Raw genomic sequence first — 23508 nt, forward strand, 5'->3', positions numbered from 1 at the left:
GTCTTTACACCGCCGGCTGCAGGGAGTATACGAAATAAAAGGTTATTTGCTTTTGCGGCTGTTGATCTCATCGCGGATAGCGATGGCACGGATATAATCTTCCTGTTCCAGCACTTCCTGTAACAGGGTCGTTAATTCCTCTACATTCAATGCTTTCAGGTCATCTTCCACACCTTTCTCATGCTCTGAAATAGTAGGGGTTACCGGCTTATTGGTTTTCTTGCCGGCAGGGTCATCCAGCAGGATCCCTGCGCTGTTGAGGATATTTTCAAAAGTATAAATAGGGCATCCAAAGCGAACTGCGAGGGCCAGTGCATCCGATGTCCTGGAATCTATCTCTATTGTTTCGTCGTTGTTAGAACAGATAAGCTTTGAGTAAAAGATGCCTTCCTGCAGATTACTAATGACCACCTCCTGTAATTCTACATTAAAGGCGTTCATAAAGTTTTTCATCAGGTCGTGTGTTAAAGGCCGGCTGGGTTGCATTTTTTCCAGAGCTACTGCAATCGCCTGCGCTTCAAAGCCACCAATCACAATAGGCAAACGGCGCAAACCGTTTACTTCTCCCAGTACCACGGCATATGAATGAGTCTGCGTAATGCTGTGCGATAAAGCAACTATTTCCAGTTCTATTTTTCTCATATCTGTCTTGCGTTGTCGCTGAATAGTTTGTAAGACCGTGAAGTTAGAAAAATATTCCTTATCTAAAAAAAATCTATAATGATAAATCTATGATATAAGAATTACGGTACAGGAATTACGAATGAAAAATCAACACGATCTTAAAAATTGAATACCTCACTCGTAATTCTTATACCGTAAACCCTTTGATTAGCGCTGTTTCAGCTTTTTCACTGCGTCCGTAAGCTTAGGCACTATTTCAAATGCATCACCTACTATGCCATAATCTGCTGCTTTGAAAAAAGGCGCTTCCGGATCCTTGTTAATGACCACAATCACCTTGCTGCCGTTCACACCGGCGAGGTGCTGAATGGCGCCGGAAATGCCCACCGCGATGTAAAGGTTGGGGCGTACCGTTAAACCAGTCTGACCCACATGCTCATGATGCGGACGCCAGCCTGCATCAGCTACCGGGCGGGAACTTGCAGTTGCAGCTCCCAGCGCCTTTGCCAGGTCTTCCAGGATTCCCCAGTTTTCAGGACCCTTCATACCACGGCCACCACTCACAATTACCTCCGCTTCGGTTAACGGCACTTCGCCGCTCACAGTTTCCGTTTTCACCACCTTCACTTTAAAATCAGCATCGCTGATAGCGGGAGAGAAGGCTTCTACTGTTGCTGTGGCAGTTCCCGGGTTCGCAGGGAAGGTATTGGGTATAATGGCAATCACTTTCTTATCTGAGGTAATATTGATATTGGCAAAAGCCTTACCGGAGAATACATTCTTCTTTACCACAAAACCGTTGGTTGTATCCGGATAGGAGATGGCGCCGGCCACCAGACCTGCTTTCAGCCTGGCAGACACTCTCGGCGCAATGGCTTTACCATCAAAATTATGAGGGAAGATCAGCACCTTACTGCCTTCCTTTTCTGCTGCTTCAGCAATAGCTTTAGTATATACAATGCTTTCCACTTCATGTAAGCGGGCATCTGCTGCGTGTAAAACTTTCTGTGCGCCATAGTTGCCCAGTGCGGCCAGCTCGGCTGCGTCAACAGGACCCAGTACCAGTGCTGTAGCAGTAGTACCCAGCTGTTCAGCCACTTTGGCGCCATATTGCACGGCTTCCAGCGCCGCTTTCTTGATTTTACCCTGTGCCTGGTCGGCGAATATTAATATAGACATGAATAACTTAATTAGTAGTTGAGAGATAGTTTACCCTTAGATCACTTTGGCTTCTTCGTGAAGTAATTTCACCAGTTCGTCCACGTTATCAGGACTGATCAGTTTAACGCCGGCCTTTGCAGGAGGCAGTTCAAAGCTTACTACGGAAGTGAGGGCATCTGCGGCAACAGGTTCCACCACCGTCAGGGGTTTGGTTCTGGCGGCCATAATACCGCGCATATTGGGGATCCGGGCTTCTGCCATTCCTTTCTGGCAGGAAACAACTACCGGCAGCGATACTTCACAAACTTCTTCTCCGCCTTCTATTTCCCTGTTAACGGTAGCTACTGTACCATTCAGGTCAAATTTGGCAGCTATGGATACATAGGGCAGTTCCAGCAGCTCCGCCACCATACCGCCTATACCGGAACCATTGTAATCAATGGTTTCTTTCCCGGTAAAAATAATATCGTATTGTTTATCCTTTGCATGCGCAGCTATCTGCGATGCAATATAGTAACTGTCTGCACTATCCGCATTTACACGGAATGCCTCGTCTCCGCCCAAAGCCAGGGCCTTGCGGATCACAGGATCACAATCTGCACCACCTACCGTAATGAGATGCACATCAGCCCCTATGGTTTCTTTCAGCTCCAGCGCCCTTACCAATGCATACCATTCATCGTACGGATTAATAATAAACTGTACACCAGCCTCATTGAATTTCGTGTTATTGTCCGTGAAAGCTATTTTTGCAGTCGTGTCCGGAGTTTTGCTGATACATACTAAAATCTTCATGGCCTTAAACTGTTTTGTTTTAAAATGCGGTAATAGCAAATATATCTAAATAATATACGCCAACCGCAGAGAGGGAAGATGATTTTAATCAGTGTCAGAGATCGACATATTGTATAATTAAATAATAACAAACGGAATGGACAGAATCGCACAAATAAAGCAGTTCCTGGCAGCCACACCTAACGACAGCTTCCTGAAACATGCGTTGGCGCTGGAATATATTAAGCTCAACGACGACGTAACCGCCAGGCAGTTGTTCGAAGAACTGCTGGCTCATGAACCCGGCTATGTAGGTTCTTATTATCACCTGGGGAAGTTACTGGAACGTGCAGGTGATAACGCCGCTGCCATCAGCACCTATGAGAAAGGAATGGTAATGGCCAAAGCAGGTAATGAAAGACATGCATACAACGAATTACAGTCGGCCTACGAAGACCTGGTATACTGATATTATTAATCCAACAAACAACGCATGCCTCAACATTTAGTAACTGATTTCGCTGCTTATATCTCCCGCCAGCAATTGTTTGATCCTGCACAAAAGGTGCTGCTGGCCGTAAGTGGCGGTGTGGATTCCATCGTAATGGCCTGGTTGTTTAAAAAAGCCGGTTACCGTGCCGGTATTGCCCACTGCAACTTTCAGCTGCGGGGCGAAGAATCTGAACGGGATGAAACCTTTGTGCGGAACATAGCCGCAACCCTGGAACTGCCGCTGCACGTGGTGAAATTTGATACCAATGCCTATGTGGCCCAACATCGTGTAACCATACAGGTAGCCGCCCGCGAACTGCGCTATCAGTGGCTGGAAGAAATACGCGCCGCTGAAGGATATGCGTATGTTGCTACTGCCCATCATATGCAGGACAGCGTGGAAACAGCGCTGATGAATTTTGCAAAAGGAACCGGCATCGCCGGCCTGCATGGTATTCTGCCAAAGCAGGAACACCTGATCCGTCCGTTGTTATTTACGGAGAAAGACAGGCTCGTAGCTTATGCTGCCTTGAATAATATATCTTTTGTAGAAGACAGTTCCAATATAACTGACAAGTATACACGCAATTATTTCCGTCACCAGGTAATTCCGCGCATACAGGAAGCTTTTCCCGGTGTGGTGAAAAATATGTCGGCTACCATTGAGCGGATGAAGGAGGCGGAAATCCTTTACCAGGAAGCATTAACGAAGCATCGTAAACGGCTGCTGTTTCAACAGGGGAATACCTGGATGGTACCGGTGCTGAAGCTGCAGAAAACAATTCCGCTGCAAACAATTGCCTGGGAACTGTTCCGCACTTTTGGCTGTTCTTCCGCGCAAACGCAGCAGGTATTGTCATTGCTGGAAAGTGAGTCCGGCCGTTATGTTGATACTGCGAGTCACCGCATCGTGCGTAACCGCCAATGGCTGCTCATTACCCCGCTGGCAACAGCAGCGTCGCCGCTGGTGGTGATTGAACCGGGACAACAACACATTCACTTCGGCGGCGGACAATTACAGATCCGTGAGCAGGAGCGGGGCAACACCGGTATTCCAACAGCGCCGGAAATTGCCTGGCTGGATGCCGCGCAGGTTAGCTTCCCGCTGATCCTGAGAAAATGGAAACAAGGGGATTACTTTTACCCGCTGGGTATGCCCAAAAAGAAGAAGGTAAGCCGCTTCCTGATTGATCAGAAGTTATCAATGCCGCAGAAAGAAAATGTATGGGTGCTGGAATCCAACAAACGTATCGTGTGGCTGGTAGGAATGCGGGTAGATGACCGTGTGAAAATTACGCCCAAAACGAAAGCAATACTTAGTATCACTTTTGCGAAATAACATTTGTTATTAAAAGGACTGGCTTCCAATTTTGGAAGCCAGTCCGGAGAGGTGACCAGGTTAATGTGTGTTACTCAAAAAACTCATGAGCATATTCAACTGTCCCGGAAACTCCTTCCAGTCCTTTTGGCACAAGTTCCACAGCCATACAATTCTCCACAGGAACTTCAAAGGGCAGGGAAATGCCAAAGTTAACTGTTGGCACATAGCCGAATTTAGGGTAATATTCGGCGTGTCCTAACAGTATCACTGATTTGTGGCCTGATTCAGCTGCAATGCGATGCGCGGTCATAATCAATTTCCCACCGATTCCTAGTCCCTGGAAATCAGGATCCACAGCTACCGGAGCCAAAGCCAATGATGGCCATTCCCCGCTACCGTTTTTGATGTAGATTCTTGTCAGTAAAATGTATCCAACAATCCGGTTATCAATTTCTGCCACCAGGGATAATTCCGGGATAAAAGCAGTCGAGTTCCTTAATCGTTCTACCAGGAATTGCTCTTTATGATCTGAATGTTCTAAAGCGCTAAAAGCTTTCGTAATCAGGGTAAAGACATGTTTATGGTCAGCGGATGTTTCTTTCCGGATATTTAAATGTGCGGTCATTGTATAAATATTTATCTCATCGTTCAAGTGTTAAAACTTTAAACGATAAAAGATCGTGTTCAATAATAAATAAATAGATAACGTGCCATAGGTCTATGGCAGTGGTATAGCGCCCGGAAATGGGCTATTATGCTATTGCAGAGAGGCGATATATGAAGTTGTTACTTAACATAGGACACGAAAATAGGATTTTAAAATTAAACTGCCTATAATTTATGGGGAAATTTTACATGATCCGATAGGGCTTCCATATTTTAGCAGGATGCTTTCGCCGGAAAAGAAAATGGGATGAGTCTATTAATTTTAGACTCATCCCATTTTGTGACCTATTGTTTGTTTTTTGATTTTTTTATTAGAAGATATATTGAGAATATGAACACAGTTGCGTAAATAATGGCTAGTCCTGTATTCTCAAATTTTAAATTTTTGAAGTCGAATTGCTTGAACAATGTTACGCCTAAAATGATTGCTACAACACTAAAAGTAAACGTTAGTGCCTTTTTCTTTTCCATATTTCTATTGTTTTATTATCAGGTTATTGATGTTGCTGAAAGAATTGCTGTTAGCGTAAATGTTATTGATAGCCCGGGTACAATAAGCAACACGTGTAAAACCCGCGTTGCATTAGGTCAAAATGTATTATGCTGATAGGATTCAGGGGTGTTCCGGCGAAAGGAGACATGCTACAATTGTATTTTCCTCAAAAATCGAAACAAAAAATTTGTAAATGCCTACACCGGGGTGTAAATTTAGTTTTCTGTAAATTTTGTACATGAAGCACAACGCCGGTTCTACCTTACTGACCACCAATAAGCTGGGAGACATCACGGAAACCGGCCAGCACTACCTGGAGGCGGTAAAGGCCTTTGCGCGCCTGAGCTACGAGAGTATCTATGTGATCGACTATAAGAACATGTCTTTCGAATACGTTTCAGAAAATCCGCTTTTCCTGTGCGGGTATAGTGCGGCCGAGGTATTGCAACTGGGCTATGAATTTTACTTCCGGCAGGTCCCACCCCAGGACATGGAGTTATTATCGGAGCTCAATGAAGCTGGCTTTGATTTCTACGCGCAACTCCCGGTGGAGGAGCGAATACTTTACAGTATTACCTATGATTTTCATCTGCGCCATAAAAACGGCAAACAAATCCTCATCAATCATAAACTAACTCCGCTCTTCCTGACACCAGAGGGGAAGATGTGGAAGTCTATGTGCGTAGTATCCTTATCGCGGCAGCAGGCTGCAGGGAATGTACGGATTTACAGACAGGGGAGTAGCGAGCTGTGGGAGCTATCCATTGGAAAAAAGAGCTGGCAGAAGTTGGTAAAGCCTTCGCTCACGGAAAGAGAGCTGGACGTTTTGCGGTTGCACGCCCAGGGCTTTTCAATCGATCAGATTGCGGAGAAGTTATTTGTTGCTCCGGATACGGTGAAATATTACCGTAGAAAGATCTTTGAACGGCTGGAGGTGGGCAATGTGATGGATGCGTTGTCGTTTGCAGTGGCAAGTAAGTTGATTTGAGGGGTAGCTAAACGAATTTAGTGTCTCCATCGTATAAAAGAAAAAGAGGCACCGGTTAAGATGCCTCTTTCTTTCGTGACCCCGTCAGGATTCAAACCTGAAACCTTCTGATCCGTAGTCAGATGCTCTATTCAATTGAGCTACGGAGCCATGCGTTTATAGTGGATGCCAAAGGTAGGAGATTTTTTGAAAATCCCAAATAGTTGTTAAAAAAATCCTGCAATCTTCTGATTTACACTTACTTTTACATCAATTGCTTAATTATTATACGAAGTGAAAATTCAACTCTGGAGCATAGGAAAAGAACATGATCCCTACATCAGGGATGGGATGGCTGTTTTTCAGAAAAGACTGCAGCATTACGTGGATTTTGAGGTGAAATTGATCCCGACGGTAAAACAGGCCGCCAGTTTATCTGTTCCGGAATTGAAGAAACAGGAAGCAAAAATTATCCTGGATATGTTGCAGCCCACCGACTTTCTGCTGGCGCTGGATGAGAAGGGAAAGATGATGACCACTGTGCAATTTGCCGACTTCCTGCAACAACGTAATAATGCAGGTACGCGGCAGCTGATCATATTAATCGGCGGTGCATTTGGTATCGATGATGCCGTGCTGCAAAGAGCGCAACTGAAAATGTCTTTATCCCCGCTTACTTTCCCGCATCAGCTGGTGCGTCTTATTTTTGCAGAACAATTGTATCGTGCCTATACAGTTTTAAACAGAGAAAAGTATCATCATCAATAAGTACCTTTACTATCTAAATAAACCGGCTATATGACGCTTTCCATCAGTTTGATCATTATCATTATTACCTGTCTTGTTTCCTATACTGCCCTTAAGAACTATGACCAGCTGGACAAGATGAGCCTGCAACCCTATATGGTACAGCGTTACAAACAATATTACCGCTTTATTACTTCAGGGTTTGTGCATGCCGATTTTCAGCATCTTATTTTCAATATGCTTACCTTATTTTTCTTTGGACCGGCCATTGAAAATTTATTCATGCAGCTTTTTCATAGCAAGCTGGTTTATATCTTATACTATATACTGGGAATAATTGTGGCGAATATTCCATCTTACATAAAGCACCGGAACAACTCCAGTTATTCTTCCCTGGGCGCTTCAGGTGCAATTTCCGCGGTAGTGTTCACCGCCATCATGATAGATCCGTGGAACACTATCTTTTTATTTTTCATCCCCATTCCTGCGGTAATTTATGGCGTTTTATTTCTCGCTTTATCAGCGTATATGTCGAGAAAAGGCGGAGACAACATCAATCATGATGCGCATATGTGGGGAGCATTATTCGGAATTGTATTTCCACTGATCTTCCATCCTGAACTGGGAACCTATTTCCTGGAAGCGCTCAGGCATCCACGATTCGGACGATAAATAAAAACGGCCGGCAGTAGTGTTATTTTCCGCTCCTGCCGGCCCGTCTCAAAAGCTGCCATACAGGCCGGTTATCTGCTGAAGCCTGCTTCTTCTTTATATGCCAGGTGAACAGTTGGATGATATATTTCCAGTAAGCCGGAAGCGTTAGCAAGATCCTTAAATTGAAATTGACGATATAAGCCATGTGCATCGCTTGTATTCAACATCTTCCTCCTCAAGCGCTTTGACCAGGGCTGATCCAGTATATAGGCTAACATTTTTTTTGAAATGCCCTTCCCCCGGTATGCGGGTAATACAAAAAAGTCGGCGAACCATCCGAAAGTATAGTAATCGGTAATCACTCTTCCAAACCCTACCTGTTCACCATTTACAAAAGCGCCGGTACAAAATGAATGGGTCAGTGAATGATCTACCAGCGCATAAGAAATGCCTTTGGCCCAGTAGGAGTCTTCCTGCAGGAAACGATGTATCATCTTAACATCCATATTTTCCTTACCCGTTTTAATGATTACTTCTGGCATATTTATGTATAGTTTTTATGCAAAAATAATCATGACGGCTCAATGGGTACAGTCACAGTTTTGTGTATTTTGATAGACACAGTTATCTTTATCCTATGAAGAACGACTTTCTATACGTGGAGATATCAGATAACATGGCAAAGCTGATCAGGAACGGAGTTTTAAAAGCGGGTGACCGCCTGCCTTCCGTAAGAATGCTATGCCAGGAACACAACATCAGTATGAACACTGCCAAAAGGGTATTCCTGGAACTGGAAGCGCAATCGCTTATCGAATCAAAGCCACAGTCGGGGTACTTTGTAAGCAGGTTGCCTTATCAGAGGCTTCCGCTTCCGGAAGTAAGCAAACCTTCACCGGTCAGTAACAGTAAAGAGCCAGCAGAATTGATCGGGAAAGTCTACGCCAATATGGGTAAAAATAACCTTACGCTTTTTTCTGTTGGCGCGCCGTCCAGTGAATTATTGCCTTTGGCAAAACTGAATAAGGAAATAATGCATGCCACCCGGGAACTCAGCGATAGCGGTACTGGGTATGAACAGTTGCAGGGCAACGAAAAGTTGCGGAGGGTAATTGCTGCCCGCTCTTTATCATGGGGAGGGAGCCTCCATGAAAATGACCTGGTAACTACTGCCGGGGGAATGAATGCGTTGTCTTTTTGTATGATGGCGCTGGGAAAGCGGGGGGATACCATTGCTATTGAAAGTCCTTGTTATCCGGGCATCCTGCAACTGGCGGGTAGTTTAGGGCTAAAAGTATTGGAGCTGCCTACGCATCCGGCTACAGGTATTGAATTGGATGCCCTGAAGAAAGCCATCCCCAAAATCGACCTCTGTTTGCTGGTTCCCAACTTCAATACGCCTTTGGGCTCTTGTATGCCTGATGAACATAAAAAGGAAGTGGTGAAACTTTTGGCCAGACATGGCATTCCGCTTATCGAAGATGATATTTATGGCGATCTTTATTTTGGAAGGCAACGTCCCAAATGTTGCAAGTCGTTTGATCAAGAAGGTACAGTGCTGTGGTGCAGTTCTGTTTCCAAAACCCTTGCGCCAGGCTACCGGGTAGGCTGGGTAGCACCTGGTATATACAAAGAGCAGATCCTGAAACTAAAACTGGTGCATGCCATATCCTCGCCCGCAATTACGCAGGAGGCAGTAGCCGGCTTCCTGAAAAGTGGGCGGTATGAAAATCATCTGCGTAAGCTTCGGCACACTTTGGAGAGCAATTATCAGCACTATATAGAGGCCATCGCCGAATATTTTCCGGCAGGTACCAAAACAAGCAGGCCACAGGGTGGGCTTGCCTTGTGGGTGGAGCTCAATAAAAAAATCAATACTACAGAACTGTTTGACAGTGCCATGAAACAAAGGATCAGTATTGCTCCGGGAAGGATGTTTACCATGCAAAATCAATTTGAAAACTGCATGAGACTTTCTATCGGCCTGCCCTGGTCGGAAGAGGTACAGCTTAAATTGAAACAGCTGGGTAGATTGGTTGCAAATTTATGAGTTACTGCCCGGTGCTATTTATCAATTTAATTTCCTGCTATTATTTTTTTTACAGAAGAATGATCGCCGCCATCCATTGATGGCAGCGGCTTGCAGGGAGGTACATAAACTGCGTGTACCCGTTAACGATAGCCTCCTGAAAAAATAGTACTAATTTTTTTTGTTTAATTTAAAACAAGTCCTACATTTGCAATCCCAAACGGGGAAATGGCTTCATAGCTCAACTGAATAGAGCATTTGACTACGAATCAAAAGGTTTCTGGTTTGAATCCAGATGAGGTCACAAAAAGATAGAAATGCTGCATTAACTGCAGCATTTTCTGTCAAAAGAAAAAATCTGAAGAAAAGCTCTCAGGTATAAAAAATTGAAAAATAATTTGTTAGAATAAAAAATTGTTCTACATTTGCAATCCCGAAACGGGAAAACGGCTTCATAGCTCAACTGAATAGAGCATTTGACTACGAATCAAAAGGTTTCTGGTTTGAATCCAGATGAGGTCACCAACTAAAGGACGAACACGAGTTACATCGGTTCGTCCTTTTTTTATGTGCGGATATTTATATTATTTATATTTAGTATATATTTAGGTGTCGCTACCTATTGCTGTCTTTTGCCAACACAACCATGAAAACACTACTCGCATCCGCCGTTCTTATACTGATCTCGGCTACCTCCGTGGCTCAGCCGCAAAACAATCATACGGAAGAGAAGATCTGCTTCCTTACCTACGGCTTCCCGGACGTGGAAAGAGTGGAGGTGGAACAGGCCATTGCCGGAAAATGGGGCTTTGCTTTTTATACGGTAGGAGAGTGTACCATCGATCAGGCGCTGATCGACAGCGTGGCCCGTGTAAATGACGCAGCCAATAAGAGGATGGAAGCAAGATACGGCAGCAACTGGCGAAGCAGGTACCAGCAGGAAGTAGATGCGGTTTTCGCTACGCCGGAGAGGGCGCAGCAACTGGTAAATCAGCAGTTGTACATCTGGCGTAAAGAACAGGAATTAAAAACGCATAACGACAGCCTGCACTATGCCTGGGCTGCCACCGGAAGAAAAGGCGTTTATAAGGTAATCGTTTCCGGATCACTAAAAAATACTATCTTTTACAAGCTGTTGGTGGACTATCCGAAATATAAAGTTTCCCTGCTGACAAACTGATAATTGTTTTACCCAAACGGAAACCGGGAATTATGATACGGATCAAAAAAGAAGGCATACTCCTGAAACAAAGCGATCTGGAATTTGAAAACGAAGGCGTGCTGAATCCAGCCACTATCAGGGCGGGAAACCAGGTGCTTTTTTACTACCGGGCAGTGCGGAAAGGCAATCACTCCAGTATTGGTTTTTGTAAATTAAGCGATCCGCTTACAATAGAACAACGCCTGGACAAACCCATTTTATTTCCGGAACACGATTACGAGGCCAAAGGACTGGAAGATCCGCGCGTGGTGCATATCGATGGGTTATACTACCTCACCTATACCGCTTACGATGGCGTGAGCGCCTGTGCAGCACTGGCTACTTCTTCAGATGGTCTGCAATTCGAAAAGCACGGGCTGATAGTGGCGCAGATGGACTTCACCGAGTTTAAACAACTCGCGGAAACCAATGCGCCGCTGGATGAAAAATATATCCGGTACAACGATTTTAATCCCCGTTTATGGGATAAGGACGTTGTATTTTTTCCTAGAAAGATTAACGGCAAATTCTATTTTCTGCACCGTATCAAACCGCATATACAACTGGTGGCGGTGAACGAAATAGCTGACCTCACCCCGGAGTTCTGGAAAGATTATTATCTCCATCTCCAGGATCATATCATACTAACGCCAAAGTATAAACACGAAATGAGTTATGTGGGCGCTGGCTGTCCGCCGGTGGAAACCCCGCACGGCTGGCTTTTCATATACCACGGCGTGCATGAAACACCTGGCGGGTACGTATACGTTGGCTGCGCTGCACTGTTCGATCTGGATGATCCCATGAAGGAAATTGCGCGGTTACCTTACCCAATACTGGTACCGGAGCGGGATTGGGAAATCAGGGGAGATGTGGACAATGTTTGTTTTCCTACGGGCACGGTCGTATTCGATGATACCCTCTATATTTACTATGGCGCCGGCGATGAGGTGATCGCCGCCGGAACCATCTGCTTAACCGCATTGCTCAATGAATTGTTGGCTTATCCTGTATAGCAGGCTATAATCGTTTCTATTACCCGTTTCGTTTCATCAGGGTCACGCACTTTGATACAGGCCACGCCGGTTTCTTTTGCCGGGTAATCATTGCCACCGGGAAAAATAGCATCTCCCGCAAACAACATCTCTTCAATAGGGATACCTAAAATATCCCGGAGTTTACGGATGCCGTAAGCCTTGTCGATACCGGGTTTGGTGATATCTACCGAAGTAGTGCCGCCCAGGCTCACAGAAAATTCAGGAATGATACCCGCCAGCAATGCTTTCATTTTTTGCCGCTTTGCAAAGTCAGGGTCCCACTTTTTCTTTTCTTCCAGCGGTGCTTCCTGTCCTAATGCAGAGAAAGTGATCTGGCTGCCACGGTCTTCTATAGCAGGCCCCCAGAGTTTAGCCGCCTTGTAACCCAGCGTGTTTACCACTTCGTTCAAAGCATCGGTGATTTTCTTTTTTTCTGCTGTGGTAAAATCTTCCGCATATAGTTTATGCCATTTGCCGGTATACTCATAAAACTGCGTGCCGCAGGTAGGGAGAATGGATAATCGTTCCAGCCCTTTTTCGTCAGGCAGTTTTGCCAGCACCTGCTGCTCAAACTGTGGCCAGGCGCCGCCAGAAATAATCGCTACCCTGGCCACAGTTAACAGTGAATATAATAATCCGCTCATCTCTTCATCAATGGCAGACTTGCTTTGCGCCAACGTGCCATCCAGGTCAAATACCACCAGCTTCTTCATTTGTGATAGTTATTTTTTTAATAAGGCCAGTGCATGTTCACAGATATTTTCTACCGTGAATCCAAACTCGCGTAACAACACTGGTCCCGGTGCGGATGCCCCAAAGTGGTCGATGGATATAATTTCGCCTTTGTCACCCGCATAACGGTGCCAGCCCTGTGAAATGCCTGCTTCCACCACTATCCTGTTGGTGACATCAGGAGGAAGTATCTGGTCGCGGTATGCCGGCGACTGCGCTTCAAACAATTCCCAGCTGGGCATGGATACGGTGCGCACCGCGATATTGAATGATTGTAGTTTTTCCTGTGCGGCCACAATTAAATCCACTTCAGCGCCGGTGGCTATCAGGATCAGCTCAGGCTTTGCATCGGGCGCATCTGCGAGGATATAACCGCCATAGCGCAGGCCATTGGCTGCTGCATATTTGCTGCGATCCAATGTAGGCACCGCCTGGCGGGAGAGGATCAATGCAACCGGTTTGTCCGGTTCAAGTATCGCTATTTGCCACGCTGCAATGGTTTCATTGGCATCTGCCGGACGAATCACTACCAGGTGGGGTATGGCGCGAAGTGCGGCCAGCAGTTCCACCGGTTGGTGTGTAGGGCCGTCTTCTCCCATCGCAATACTGTCGTGCGTAAAAACATAGATCACTTTCAGCTCTGAAAGTGCCGCCAGCCGGATCGATGGCCGCATATAATCTGAAAAAGTGAGGAAGGTGGCGCAATAGGGGATAATACCTCCATGTGCTGCCAAACCGTTGGAAATAGCGCCCATAGCGTGTTCACGCACACCATACTGGATGTTCCTGCCGTCGTATCCCCATACGCCGCCGGCTGCGCCCTGGAGGTCGCCCTGCTTCATCGCCGGACTTTCAAAATTACCGGCGTCCTTTAATTCTGTATTGGTAGAGGTGTTGAGATCCGCAGAGCCGCCAATGAAGCCGGGAAGGTGTTTAAAAAATGCCTGTATCACTTTCCCGGAAGCAGCACGGGTGGCCAGTCCTTTAGGATCTGCCGGGAATGGAGTGATATCCTTATCCCAGTCCTCCGGAATATGATCATGTATCAGCAAACGTAATTCTTTTGCCAGCTCCGGGTATTTTTGCCCGTAGATGATCATTTGCTCTTCCCATTTGGAAGATAATGTTTTCCCAACGTCTACGGCTGCACGAAAATGATCCAGGGCTTCCGCAGGTGCTAAAAAATCCGGTGCTACCGGCCAGCCGAGTTTTTCTTTCGTCAGTTTTACATCTTCAGGTCCCAGTGGAGAACCATGCGCGCCGGTAGTATCCTGTTTCGGGGAACCAAAACCAATATGCGTGCGCACCAGGATGATAGAAGGCCGGTCTGTTTCCGCCTGCGCATTGCGGATCGCTTCATCAATGGCTTCCAGGTCGTTGCCGTCCGCTACTTTCTGGGTATGCCATCCATACGATTCAAACCGTTTGGCGTGATCTTCTGTAAAGGTAACCGGTGTGGCAGATGCCAGGGTAATCCGGTTATCATCATATAAATAGATCAGCTTGCCGAGCCGTAAATGGCCGGCGAGGGAAGCGGCTTCGGAGGCTACGCCTTCCATCAGGTCGCCATCGCTTACCAGCGCATAGGTGTAGTGATCAATTACTGCATCACCCGGACGGTTATACTTTTCTGCCAGGTAGGCTTCCGCCATGGCAAGGCCCACACCGTTGGCAAAGCCTTGTCCAAGCGGACCGGTAGTTACTTCCACGCCCGGCGCCAAACCCCGCTCGGGATGCCCCGGCGTTTTACTGCCCCATTGCCGGAACCGTTTCAGTTCTTCTAACGGTAAATCATACCCGGTAACATGCAGCAAACTATATAACAATGCAGAGCCATGCCCGGCAGATAAAACGAACCGGTCGCGGTTAAACCAGTGCGGATCTGAAGGGTTGTGACGCAGGAACCGGGTCCACAATACATAGGCCATCGGCGCCGCTCCCAATGGCAGCCCGGGATGTCCGCTGTCTGCTTTCTGCACGGCATCCACCGATAAGAAACGAAGCGTATTGATACATAGCTCATCCAACGCAGCAGGATTGGGAATAAGAGAAGTGTTGTTGGTCATGGTATTCTTTTTTTGTAAAAGATGATCACACATAGGTCAACAAACTTCATGCGCAGAAGGTTGCCGTATTATTTTTTAATTAGTCTACTAAAACTATAGACTTTTCAAAAAATATTGTATTATTGTACTTCGTAGGCTTTCCGGGTCCGCTTTAGGGGAAATTCATCCACCTGTTGACATACCCCGTTTATCTTTCAAAAAATACCGACATGGATACATCATTACACTTAATGAGGAAAATTTGCTGCGTGGAGTATTCAGCAAACCGATGTTAGGAAGCATCAATCAGAAATAAAAAGGCCGGAACTGTTGACGCAGTTCCGGCTGGTAATCAAGGCTGTTGGAGACATTTTACAGTGATGGCAGTTACCTGCTTTCACCGGCCTCATTTTTTCATACCAAAGTAAAGATAATGAAAATTGCTATTGCATGCAGCTGCGGGCTGCTGCTGGCGGCTACCGCATGGTCGCAGGAATTGCGCGCACCTCACAGCGCCGACACCACCAAACCTGCGCACAGGAACATCGTTCAAAACAACATTTCCCTTTCCGGACGAATTATCGACGCCAAATCACAACAACCTATCGCCGGCGCTATTGTACATATCAAAGGCACCACCCATGAGGTGCAGAGCGGTACAAACGGGGAGTTCGCGTTTCTTACCGGTCAGAAAGTGCCGGTCATCTACCAGATCTCTTCCCTGGGTTATAAACTCAAAGAAGTATATGCCGATAAGTCCAATGCCGGCAACATCGCCCTGGAAGAGCTCAGTACACAACTGAACGACGTGGTGGTAGTAGGGTATGGTACCCAGAAAAGAAGGGATCTTACCAGCGCCATTTCCTCTGTAAAAGGCAGCGACGTGGTAACCGTTCCGGTAGCCAGCTTTGATGCACAGCTGCAGGGCAGGGCCGCCGGGGTACAAATTAATTCGAATACCGGCGTTCCCGGCGATGGCGTGTTTGTAAGGGTACGCGGTACTACCTCCATCAACGCCGACAATGATCCGCTATACATCATCGACGGCGTATTTACGAATAATTCCAGCCTGCAAACGGTAAACACCGGCGGCCGGTCCAGCTCCCCGCTGGCAGATATCAATCCTGCCGATATAGAAAATATAGAGGTATTGAAAGATGCCAGCGCAACAGCCATCTATGGCTCCCGGGGCGCCAACGGCGTGGTGATTGTTACTACCCGTCGCGGCAATTATAACAGTAAAGCCAAAGTAACTGCAGATGTATCGGCAGGCGTGGCCTGGGCACCCAAAATGTGGGACCTCACCACGGGGCCGGAACATGCTACGCTGGTCAATGAGTTTTACCGCAACTCCCTGGCAGATGCAACCGCCCTTAACGATAAGGCTGGCATCACCAAATACAGCTACCAGCCTTTCCGCGCGCTGAATGATAATCCGGATAAATCGCCTGCCCCGCGTGGACTGCCGCAGGATCAGCATACCTACGACCGCCTCGGGGAAATTTTCCAGACAGCCCCGCTCCAGAATTATAACCTGTCGCTTTCCGGTGGTAACCGCGAAACAAAGTATTATTTCGGTGGCGGCTACTCGAAGCAGGAGTCTATTCTCCGGCCCATTTCCTTTGAAAGAGCCAGCTTTAAACTGAATATCGATCAGCGCGTGAATGACAAGGTGACCATAGGTTCCAGCAACAGCTTCTCGCGTAGCTTCCGCAGCCAGGGCCGCGCAGGTGATGGTCCGCAGGGAGGTTTGTTACAGGCGGCCTTACACACGCCTACCTATCTCCCGGAAACAAATCCCGACGGTACACCCGCCCGGTGGGCAGGCTTTGATAACGTGCAGGTACTCATCGATAACTACGACGTACACACGACAAGCCTCCGTTATATCGGTAACCTTTACCTCGATGCCACATTGCTGCCGGATCTGAAGTTTCACAGTAATATCAGCATCGATTATAACAATTACAATGAATCCGAATACTGGAATAACCTCACCCAGCTGGGAGCCAGTCCCACCAACGGTTTGGCCACTTCTGCCATTACACAGAATACTTCCTGGATCAATGAACAAACACTTACTTGGCGCAAACATGCAGGAGAAAAACATTTCTTCGGCGTACTGGTAGGCAACACCATCCAGAGTAATACGGAAACATTAACAGCTGCACAGGGCACCGGTTTCCCTAACAATTCCTACAAATATATTTCCGCTGCTGCTACCCGCACTGCTACGCAAACATGGACCCGCAGCACGTTGTCGTCTTTCTTCTCCAGGATTGATTATAACTACGCAGGTAAATATTATTTTGAAGCCAGCATCCGCGCAGATGGTTCTTCCAAGTTCGGCGACAACTATAAATGGGGGTATTTCCCTTCCGTCAGCGCCTCCTGGCGGCTCAAGGAAGAAAATTTCCTGAAGTCGGTGAACAGTATCAGCGATCTGAAAGTTCGCGCCAGCTACGGTATCACGGGGAATCAATCCGGTATCAGCAACTTCGCGGCAAAAGGACTGTGGTCCGGTGGTGCAGGCTACCCCGACAACAGCACCGGCGATCAGCCAGGCACGGCGCCTTTGCAGCTGCCCAACCCCGACCTGCGCTGGGAAAAAACCAGTCAGCTCAACGGCGGAGTGGACCTCGGATTATTCAATGGCCGTATCAATATCACCGCAGATGTATATTACAAATACACCAGCGATGTACTGCTGCAACTGCCTAAGGCAGGCGTTTCCGGCTTTACTTCTATCTATAGCAACGCCGGTGAAATCAGCAATAAAGGATATGAAATCGGGATCAATACTACCAATATCAGCACCCGTAATTTCACCTGGACCAGCAGCCTGAATATTGCCGGTAATACCAACCGCATTGAAAAACTGCCAACACCGATTTACCAGTATAATCGCGACTGGATCATTATGCAGGAAGGTTCACCCATGTATTCCTTCTGGCTGTACAACCAGCTGGGCGTGGATCCGCAAACCGGTAACGTAATCTTTGAAGGCGAGAAAGATGGCAAGCTTCCTGTGTCTGCGCGTAAGGTAATGGGTAACGCTATGCCGAAATTCTATGGTGGCTTCAGCAATACCGTTTCCTATAAAGGTTTTGATCTCAGCGTGCTGTTGTCATTCCAGTATGGCAACGATGTATATAACCTGAACAAATTTTTCGGAGAAGGAGGTGGCACCCGCGATGCCAACCGTGTACTGTTTGCCGATCAGCTGAACCGCTGGCAGAAACCCGGCGACATCACAGATGTACCGCGCCTCACAGCTTACGGTCTTAACTACACCATTGATCAGAATAACCGCTTCCTGGAAGATGGTTCCTTCCTGCGGCTCAAATCACTCACACTGGGATATACCATTCCCAAGTCTGTCAGCGAAAAACTGCATATCCAGTTGCTGCGTGTATACTTCACCGGTAATAACCTCTGGCTGCTTACCAAATACACCGGGCTGGATCCTGAATCAAACGTAACCGGTATACAAACCGTACAGGGACTGGATCTTGGCACACCGCCGCAACCGCGCAGTGTACAGTTTGGCTTAAACGTAACTCTTTAAACGCTCTTAATTCTCCTATATGAAAGCATATCGGAAATATATATCGCTCTTCTTTCTTTCGCTGACAGCTTTGTCATGCAAGAAATTTCTCGACGTGGAACCACGGGATAGTGTATCTGACGAACAAACGATCATTGATAAAACGTCCGCCAATACTGCCTTGCGAGGCGTATACCGGAAGCTGGGCAGCGACGGCTACTACGGCGCATTGTTCCAGACCTTCGGCTACCTGCCTGGTGATAATGTGCAGTGGACCGGCTCCCAGTCGGTTATTCAGCAGTTTATCACCCATAAAATAAATGCGGACAATGGCAACCTGCAAACTGTGTGGGCGGCTATTTACGCTACTATCAACGGCGCCAACAATGTGATTGCAAAAGTACCCGGTTTGCAGGATGCCACGTTTTCTGCCACAGAAAAGAACCAGGCAGTGGGAGAGGCGTACTTTATCCGCGCCCTGAGCTACTTTGATCTCGCCCGCACCTGGGGAAATGTGCAGATAACGTTAACGCCTACACTCAATGCTTCCGATAAACTGGATGTAAAAGGCAGCACGCAGGCGCAGGTATACCAGCAGGTATTGAGCGATCTGAATGCGGCAGATTCCCTGCTGCAGCCGCCTTCTCAAACACCCAACCCGGTAAGGGTAAACCAGCAAACCGCCTGGGCGCTGAAAGCACGCTACTATTTGTACCAGTCGGATTGGGCGCAGGCAGAAGCCTATGCCACCAAAGTAATCAGCGATACCAGAAGTTATTCTCTGCTGAAGCCTTACAGCGCTTTCTTTTCACCGGCCAGCGCCATCGCTACAAAGGAATCAGTATTTGAGCTGTCGTACAGCGCTACTTACCTGAGTGGCCACCGCAACTACTGGCAGCCGCCCGCCAACGGCGGTACCCGGCAATGGGCGCCGTCGGACGCGTTTATCACGCTGGTAAATGATCCGAAAACAGGCGGCAACCGCAATGCGCTGGTTGCTAAAACCTCCGCCGGCCTGTGGTATGGTAACCTGTACTACAGAAGCCCCGCCACCGATCCTGCCTATGTTATCCGCATTGCTGAGCTGTACCTGATCCGCGCAGAAGCACGCGCCCAGCTGGGTAAAACGGACCTGGCCCGCGAAGATCTCAACAGCATCCGCGACAGGGCCGGGCTCACACCGGTGACGGAACTGATCGGAAAAGATGACCTGCTGCTGGCTATTGAAAATGAACGGAGAATAGAATTCGCACTGGAACCTCACCGGTGGTTCGACCTTGTACGTACCAAACGCGCAGGCGCCGTTTTAAATATCACGAATCCTCAGCTATATGTATTTCCGATCCCGGCCAACGAAGTCACATTATCGAACGGCAATCTGAAACAAAATGATGGTTACTGATCTTATCACCTTATAACAAATCACCAATGAGTAATGTCATAACCGCGGAAACTCCTGCCTGGAAAGACTATGAAAAGATTGGGTTCAGGGTAATATTTATTTATTTCCTGTTGCAGGCGTTGCCGTTCGACTGGAAGTTTTACAGTTACCTTTTTTCTACTCCCATTTTTAACCTTCATTATGAAGATATTTTTAACCTGGCCAACTTTACAACACGCTTTGGCGCGGGGCCTGCAACGTATGCCGACTGGGGCATACTGCTGATAATTGCAGTAGCCGGCGCTACCGTGTGGACTTACACCGACCGCCAACGGACACGCACCTACGACGAAGCCTTTTACTGGTTGCGTGTGATCCTCCGGTACCGGCTGGCACTCGCATTGCTGGCCTATGGCTTCCTGAAGCTGTACGCGTTGCAGGCGCCCTATCCCTCGCTGAGCAGCCTCAATACACCGTATGGTGATTTTAACCGCTGGAAATTATTTTCGCTGAGCCTGGGTATCGTACCTTCCTACGAACTGTTTCTCGGCGGCGTGGAAATCGGGTTAGCATTGCTGCTGCTGTTCCGCAAAACCGCTTCTATCGGCGCTTTCATGTTCCTCATCTTTTGCGGCAACATCTTCATGTCCAACCTTGCATACGAAGGGGGCGACCAGGTATACAGCCTGTTGCTGATCACTTACGCTTTCGTTATCCTGAGCTTTGATCTGCAACGGATCATCCGCCTGCTCATCTTACAACAGCCAACAGCAGCGGCTACTTTTAAACCGGTGTTTGAAGGCATCCGGAAAAACGGCAGATGGATTTTGAAGACAGCCTTCCTGCTTTTCTTTGTGGTGATCTATGGCGTAAAAACAGGCGTGGGCGCCAAACACGACCCTTACCAGTATCCCACCACTAAAGGATTACCGGCGATCAGCGGGTTATATAACGTGGCCACGTTTATTGTCAATGGCGACACACTCGCTTATTCTTTAACGGATTCCCTTCGCTGGCGCAATGTAGTGTTTGAAGAATGGAATACGATCAGCATCCGCACCAACAAACCGGCACTGGTAGATTCCAATAATCTGCACCTGGTGAAACGGGATAACGCGGAACGGCTATACGAAATAGAAGGTACCAGCGGCAGGCATTACTACAGTTATGCAGCCGATACCACACAACACCTGCTCACGCTGCAAAACAGGCATCCCGCGTTGTCGGCGGAAACCTTGTCGCTGCACTATTCGCGGCCGGATACAAACCGGGTGATCCTCACAGGCACCACTTACAGCAGGGATTCTATCTATGTAGTACTGGAAAAAGTAAATAAAAAATACCTGTTAGAAGAAGTGGCAAACGGAGGGGGACGAAACAGGAAGTTAAAACTTTAAACCAATTATCATGGCTCATAACACACAAACATTACCAGATGAACCCGTGATCAGGGACGCTGCTTCTGTGGCTATCAACGCACCGCTGTTGCAGCTGCCCGTCTGGAAAGAATATCAGCTGATATTATTCCGCATCGCTTTTATTTTTTTCATTGCGTTATCCGTTCCCAATAGTGTGGAGTGGTACCGGCAACTGGTGCAACTGGATTGGACACGGCTGAATTACCGCGACCTGTATGATATTGCGCGCTTTGGTTCCGGGATTAATATCCTCGGCAACACCATCTTTGGCAGTTCCCTGCTGGGATATGCCAACTGGATCACCACAGCGTTGATAGCTACCGCCGGCGGCCTTGTATGGACCGGTATTGTAAAGACCCGCAAACTGCCGCGGAAGGAATATTATACTGCGTGGTACTGGCTGCGGGTAGTGGTAAGATACCGCGCCGGTATCGGCATCATCGGCTTTGGGTTTACGAAGCTGTTACCGGTACAGATGCCGTATCCATCTTTCGGAATATTAAATACCAACTTTGGTGATCTTACTGCCCAGAAAATTTACTGGTTATCTATCGGCATTGTGCCCTGGTACCAGATCTTTGCGGGCGTGGTGGAAGTAGTGGCAGGCACGCTGTTATTTTTCCGTAAAACTACCACGCTGGGTTCCATTTTACTGTTCGCCGCGCTGGGAGATATTGTGTACGTGAATTTCGCCTATGACGGTGGTGTACATGTATACAGCAGTTATTTCGTACTGCTGGCAGCGTTACTGCTGGTAAATGATGTACCCAAAATTTATCGTTTGCTGGTACAAGAGCGTTTTACTGTGCCGGTAAATTATTATCCTGTTTTTCCGGAGAGATGGCAACGCTATACCCGCATAGGGCTGAAATCTGCTACCATCTTCCTTTTCCTCGGAGTGCTTTTTTATCTGCAGCTGATTAACTTCCTGTATGATCCATACAAACAACCATCCGTAGCGGGCGTAAAGGAGTTACGCGGTAACTACCAGGTAACGGAATTCCGGTTAAACGACCAGGTGATCCCGTATTCACCGGTAGATACGGTTCGCTGGCAGGAAGCTACGTTTGAGAACTGGTCTACTTTTACTTATCGCGTAAATAAACCGCATCCGCTCGATTTGTCGAATGGTGGCGGCGATCCGCAGCGTGATGTGAACCGCACCTTTGAAATAACGGGTCTTGCCGGCGGTCAGCGGGCTTTTCACTATTATGCCGATGAAGTAAATAAAGTGCTTTATCTCGAAGATAAATACAAACCCATTCCGGACAGGCGTAACCGCACTGCCGGTGTGGGCGGCGATGGCGGCGTGGTAGTGGATGCAGCTGCGGAAAAGGCTGCGCGTGAAGAGGCGGCCAAATCGGCGAAAGACTGGATCCCCGCAGCAGCGCGTAAAAATATCGGAGATGAATCACTCAAGATAGCACCCATTGCATTATCTGCCCGAAGGGCGAAAGACTATGCCGCCGCACCTGCCTGGGAAAACAGGAAACGCTTTACTGTGAAATATTCCACCGGCGATGGTTCGCATGTAATACTCACCGGTGTGGATGAGAATAAGAATAGCATTTATGTAGTGCTGGACCGCATCGACAGGAAATACACATTGGCGCCAAGCACTTTGCAGGCAGGAAAATATTAAGCAGTACTATGTTTATAAAACGAACCAACTGTTACCGGGCGGCCGTTGTAATGGTGTTGGGTATGCTGGCTTGCCATACCAACACCCGGCCACCGGTACCAGGTTGGCCGGAACATTTCGGATTTGGAAAAACAGCCACCCGCAGGCAAATCGATTCACTGAACATCTCCATTGCCCCCGATGGCAAAGGATTGCCCGCCGGCAGCGGCAATGCGGCATCTGGCCGGGTTATTTACCTGGCAAAATGCGCTTCCTGTCATGGTGAAACCGGCGCAGAGCCCACACCAAACCGGCTGGTGGCCACGCTCAGCGATACGGTGCGCACAAAAACGATTGGTAACTACTGGCCTTACGCCACCACGGTATTTGATTATATCCGCCGCGCTATGCCCTTTAATGCACCGGGATCGCTCACAAATGAAGATGTGTATAGTCTTACTGCTTTCCTGCTGTACCGCAACGATATCATTGACAGCACCCTGCAGCTGGATGCCGTGAAGCTGCCAAACATTGTGATGCCGGCGAAAAAATATTATGTGAATGACGACCGTCGCGGTGGTAATGAAGTAAAATGAAT

Annotated in this window: 20 protein-coding genes and 3 tRNA genes; 15 read left to right on the forward strand and 8 right to left on the reverse strand. The window is 47.6% G+C overall.

Features of this window, described 5'->3' with window-relative positions:
- Window positions 1–42: 42 nt before the first annotated feature.
- From V7S65_RS08025 to V7S65_RS08035, 3 genes are all read right to left on the reverse strand, one after another.
- Window positions 43–642 carry a bifunctional nuclease family protein gene (locus V7S65_RS08025; protein WP_079471804.1) on the reverse strand — a complete coding sequence of 200 codons (600 nt, stop codon included), beginning with the start codon at window positions 640–642 and terminating at the stop codon, window positions 43–45.
- A gap of 189 nt (window positions 643–831) precedes the next feature.
- A complete protein-coding gene (locus V7S65_RS08030) occupies window positions 832–1803 on the reverse strand; it encodes an electron transfer flavoprotein subunit alpha/FixB family protein (protein WP_079471805.1) in 972 nt (323 codons plus the stop codon).
- A 36-nt stretch (window positions 1804–1839) separates the two neighbouring features.
- Window positions 1840–2580, reverse strand: a complete 741-nt coding sequence (locus V7S65_RS08035) for an electron transfer flavoprotein subunit beta/FixA family protein (RefSeq protein ID WP_111578129.1) — start codon at window positions 2578–2580, stop codon at window positions 1840–1842.
- Between the two features lie 136 nt (window positions 2581–2716).
- Between V7S65_RS08035 and V7S65_RS08040 the strand changes: the two genes are divergently transcribed.
- Both V7S65_RS08040 and tilS read left to right on the forward strand, forming a co-directional pair.
- Window positions 2717–3028: a tetratricopeptide repeat protein gene (locus V7S65_RS08040; protein ID WP_336388606.1), complete on the forward strand. Its 312-nt coding sequence runs from the start codon at window positions 2717–2719 to the stop codon at window positions 3026–3028.
- Window positions 3029–3052: 24 nt separating this feature from the next.
- Window positions 3053–4390 carry a tRNA lysidine(34) synthetase TilS gene (gene tilS, locus V7S65_RS08045; RefSeq protein ID WP_336388605.1) on the forward strand — a complete coding sequence of 446 codons (1338 nt, stop codon included), beginning with the start codon at window positions 3053–3055 and terminating at the stop codon, window positions 4388–4390.
- 70 nt (window positions 4391–4460) lie between these two features.
- On the opposite strand, the gene V7S65_RS08050 is transcribed toward tilS, so the two are convergent.
- Window positions 4461–4997 (reverse strand): GNAT family N-acetyltransferase, encoded by a 537-nt coding sequence (locus tag V7S65_RS08050; RefSeq protein WP_336388604.1) that lies wholly within the window; start codon window positions 4995–4997, stop codon window positions 4461–4463.
- 772 nt (window positions 4998–5769) lie between these two features.
- On the opposite strand from V7S65_RS08050, the gene V7S65_RS08055 reads away from it, so the two are divergent.
- Entirely contained in the window at window positions 5770–6519 is a 750-nt protein-coding gene (locus tag V7S65_RS08055; RefSeq protein ID WP_336388603.1) for a response regulator transcription factor, read from the forward strand.
- Between the two features lie 76 nt (window positions 6520–6595).
- On the opposite strand, the gene V7S65_RS08060 is transcribed toward V7S65_RS08055, so the two are convergent.
- Window positions 6596–6669, reverse strand: a tRNA-Arg gene (locus V7S65_RS08060).
- 123 nt (window positions 6670–6792) lie between these two features.
- On the opposite strand from V7S65_RS08060, the gene V7S65_RS08065 reads away from it, so the two are divergent.
- Both V7S65_RS08065 and V7S65_RS08070 read left to right on the forward strand, forming a co-directional pair.
- The gene (locus tag V7S65_RS08065; protein ID WP_079471812.1) at window positions 6793–7266 is read left to right on the forward strand and encodes a 23S rRNA (pseudouridine(1915)-N(3))-methyltransferase RlmH; all 474 of its coding nucleotides are present in this window, start codon (window positions 6793–6795) and stop codon (window positions 7264–7266) included.
- Window positions 7267–7296: 30 nt separating this feature from the next.
- Complete coding sequence (locus V7S65_RS08070; protein WP_336388602.1) at window positions 7297–7917, forward strand: rhomboid family intramembrane serine protease; 621 nt, start codon at window positions 7297–7299, stop codon at window positions 7915–7917.
- 71 nt (window positions 7918–7988) lie between these two features.
- On the opposite strand, the gene V7S65_RS08075 is transcribed toward V7S65_RS08070, so the two are convergent.
- Window positions 7989–8441 carry a GNAT family N-acetyltransferase gene (locus tag V7S65_RS08075; protein WP_336388601.1) on the reverse strand — a complete coding sequence of 151 codons (453 nt, stop codon included), beginning with the start codon at window positions 8439–8441 and terminating at the stop codon, window positions 7989–7991.
- 95 nt (window positions 8442–8536) lie between these two features.
- Here V7S65_RS08075 and V7S65_RS08080 point away from each other — a divergent pair, with 95 nt between their 5' ends.
- The 5 genes from V7S65_RS08080 (at window position 8537) to V7S65_RS08100 (ending at window position 12145) form a co-directional block, all read left to right on the forward strand.
- Window positions 8537–9949 carry an aminotransferase-like domain-containing protein gene (locus tag V7S65_RS08080; RefSeq protein WP_336388600.1) on the forward strand — a complete coding sequence of 471 codons (1413 nt, stop codon included), beginning with the start codon at window positions 8537–8539 and terminating at the stop codon, window positions 9947–9949.
- 209 nt (window positions 9950–10158) lie between these two features.
- Window positions 10159–10232 (forward strand) — tRNA-Arg (locus tag V7S65_RS08085).
- A gap of 144 nt (window positions 10233–10376) precedes the next feature.
- Window positions 10377–10453: transfer RNA gene (locus tag V7S65_RS08090), tRNA-Arg, on the forward strand.
- Between the two features lie 121 nt (window positions 10454–10574).
- Window positions 10575–11108: an FEKKY domain-containing protein gene (locus V7S65_RS08095; RefSeq protein ID WP_336388599.1), complete on the forward strand. Its 534-nt coding sequence runs from the start codon at window positions 10575–10577 to the stop codon at window positions 11106–11108.
- A gap of 32 nt (window positions 11109–11140) precedes the next feature.
- Window positions 11141–12145: a glycoside hydrolase family 130 protein gene (locus tag V7S65_RS08100; RefSeq protein WP_336388598.1), complete on the forward strand. Its 1005-nt coding sequence runs from the start codon at window positions 11141–11143 to the stop codon at window positions 12143–12145.
- On the opposite strand, the gene V7S65_RS08105 is transcribed toward V7S65_RS08100, so the two are convergent.
- Window positions 12133–12879 carry an HAD-IIB family hydrolase gene (locus V7S65_RS08105; protein WP_336388597.1) on the reverse strand — a complete coding sequence of 249 codons (747 nt, stop codon included), beginning with the start codon at window positions 12877–12879 and terminating at the stop codon, window positions 12133–12135. The genes V7S65_RS08100 and V7S65_RS08105 overlap by 13 nt on opposite strands.
- A gap of 9 nt (window positions 12880–12888) precedes the next feature.
- Window positions 12889–14964 (reverse strand): transketolase, encoded by a 2076-nt coding sequence (tkt, locus tag V7S65_RS08110; RefSeq protein WP_336388596.1) that lies wholly within the window; start codon window positions 14962–14964, stop codon window positions 12889–12891.
- A gap of 412 nt (window positions 14965–15376) precedes the next feature.
- Here tkt and V7S65_RS08115 point away from each other — a divergent pair, with 412 nt between their 5' ends.
- From V7S65_RS08115 to V7S65_RS08135, 5 genes are read left to right on the forward strand one after another with little or no spacing between them, the layout of a single operon-like run.
- Window positions 15377–18511: a SusC/RagA family TonB-linked outer membrane protein gene (locus V7S65_RS08115; RefSeq protein ID WP_339545496.1), complete on the forward strand. Its 3135-nt coding sequence runs from the start codon at window positions 15377–15379 to the stop codon at window positions 18509–18511.
- Window positions 18512–18530: 19 nt separating this feature from the next.
- A complete protein-coding gene (locus V7S65_RS08120; protein WP_079471820.1) occupies window positions 18531–19892 on the forward strand; it encodes a RagB/SusD family nutrient uptake outer membrane protein in 1362 nt (453 codons plus the stop codon).
- Window positions 19893–19918: 26 nt separating this feature from the next.
- Complete coding sequence (locus V7S65_RS08125) at window positions 19919–21268, forward strand: DoxX family protein (RefSeq protein ID WP_336388594.1); 1350 nt, start codon at window positions 19919–19921, stop codon at window positions 21266–21268.
- A 10-nt stretch (window positions 21269–21278) separates the two neighbouring features.
- Complete coding sequence (locus V7S65_RS08130) at window positions 21279–22931, forward strand: hypothetical protein (RefSeq protein WP_336388593.1); 1653 nt, start codon at window positions 21279–21281, stop codon at window positions 22929–22931.
- Between the two features lie 8 nt (window positions 22932–22939).
- On the forward strand, window positions 22940–23506 hold the full coding sequence (locus V7S65_RS08135) for a c-type cytochrome (protein ID WP_336388592.1): 567 nt from the start codon (window positions 22940–22942) through the stop codon (window positions 23504–23506).
- Window positions 23507–23508: the final 2 nt, after the last annotated feature.

Source organism: Chitinophaga sp. CCNWYY40 (genome assembly GCF_037483205.1).
In the GTDB taxonomy this organism is placed as follows: Bacteria; Bacteroidota; Bacteroidia; order Chitinophagales; family Chitinophagaceae; genus Chitinophaga; species Chitinophaga ginsengisegetis.

Excerpts from the sequence above, each read along its gene's own strand:
- V7S65_RS08135 (WP_336388592.1), top strand. The coding sequence starts at position 22,940 with ATGTTTATAAAACGAACCAACTGTTACCGGGCGGCCGTTGTAATGGTG.
- V7S65_RS08055 (WP_336388603.1), top strand. The coding sequence starts at position 5,770 with ATGAAGCACAACGCCGGTTCTACCTTACTGACCACCAATAAGCTGGGA.
- V7S65_RS08130 (WP_336388593.1), top strand. The coding sequence starts at position 21,279 with ATGGCTCATAACACACAAACATTACCAGATGAACCCGTGATCAGGGAC.
- V7S65_RS08120 (WP_079471820.1), top strand. The coding sequence starts at position 18,531 with ATGAAAGCATATCGGAAATATATATCGCTCTTCTTTCTTTCGCTGACA.
- tilS (WP_336388605.1), top strand. The coding sequence starts at position 3,053 with ATGCCTCAACATTTAGTAACTGATTTCGCTGCTTATATCTCCCGCCAG.
- V7S65_RS08080 (WP_336388600.1), top strand. The coding sequence starts at position 8,537 with ATGAAGAACGACTTTCTATACGTGGAGATATCAGATAACATGGCAAAG.
- V7S65_RS08035 (WP_111578129.1), bottom strand. The coding sequence starts at position 2,580 with ATGAAGATTTTAGTATGTATCAGCAAAACTCCGGACACGACTGCAAAA.
- V7S65_RS08050 (WP_336388604.1), bottom strand. The coding sequence starts at position 4,997 with ATGACCGCACATTTAAATATCCGGAAAGAAACATCCGCTGACCATAAA.
- V7S65_RS08070 (WP_336388602.1), top strand. The coding sequence starts at position 7,297 with ATGACGCTTTCCATCAGTTTGATCATTATCATTATTACCTGTCTTGTT.
- V7S65_RS08105 (WP_336388597.1), bottom strand. The coding sequence starts at position 12,879 with ATGAAGAAGCTGGTGGTATTTGACCTGGATGGCACGTTGGCGCAAAGC.
- tkt (WP_336388596.1), bottom strand. The coding sequence starts at position 14,964 with ATGACCAACAACACTTCTCTTATTCCCAATCCTGCTGCGTTGGATGAG.
- V7S65_RS08095 (WP_336388599.1), top strand. The coding sequence starts at position 10,575 with ATGAAAACACTACTCGCATCCGCCGTTCTTATACTGATCTCGGCTACC.
- V7S65_RS08125 (WP_336388594.1), top strand. The coding sequence starts at position 19,919 with ATGAGTAATGTCATAACCGCGGAAACTCCTGCCTGGAAAGACTATGAA.
- V7S65_RS08115 (WP_339545496.1), top strand. The coding sequence starts at position 15,377 with ATGAAAATTGCTATTGCATGCAGCTGCGGGCTGCTGCTGGCGGCTACC.
- V7S65_RS08100 (WP_336388598.1), top strand. The coding sequence starts at position 11,141 with ATGATACGGATCAAAAAAGAAGGCATACTCCTGAAACAAAGCGATCTG.
- V7S65_RS08040 (WP_336388606.1), top strand. The coding sequence starts at position 2,717 with ATGGACAGAATCGCACAAATAAAGCAGTTCCTGGCAGCCACACCTAAC.
- V7S65_RS08075 (WP_336388601.1), bottom strand. The coding sequence starts at position 8,441 with ATGCCAGAAGTAATCATTAAAACGGGTAAGGAAAATATGGATGTTAAG.
- V7S65_RS08030 (WP_079471805.1), bottom strand. The coding sequence starts at position 1,803 with ATGTCTATATTAATATTCGCCGACCAGGCACAGGGTAAAATCAAGAAA.
- V7S65_RS08025 (WP_079471804.1), bottom strand. The coding sequence starts at position 642 with ATGAGAAAAATAGAACTGGAAATAGTTGCTTTATCGCACAGCATTACG.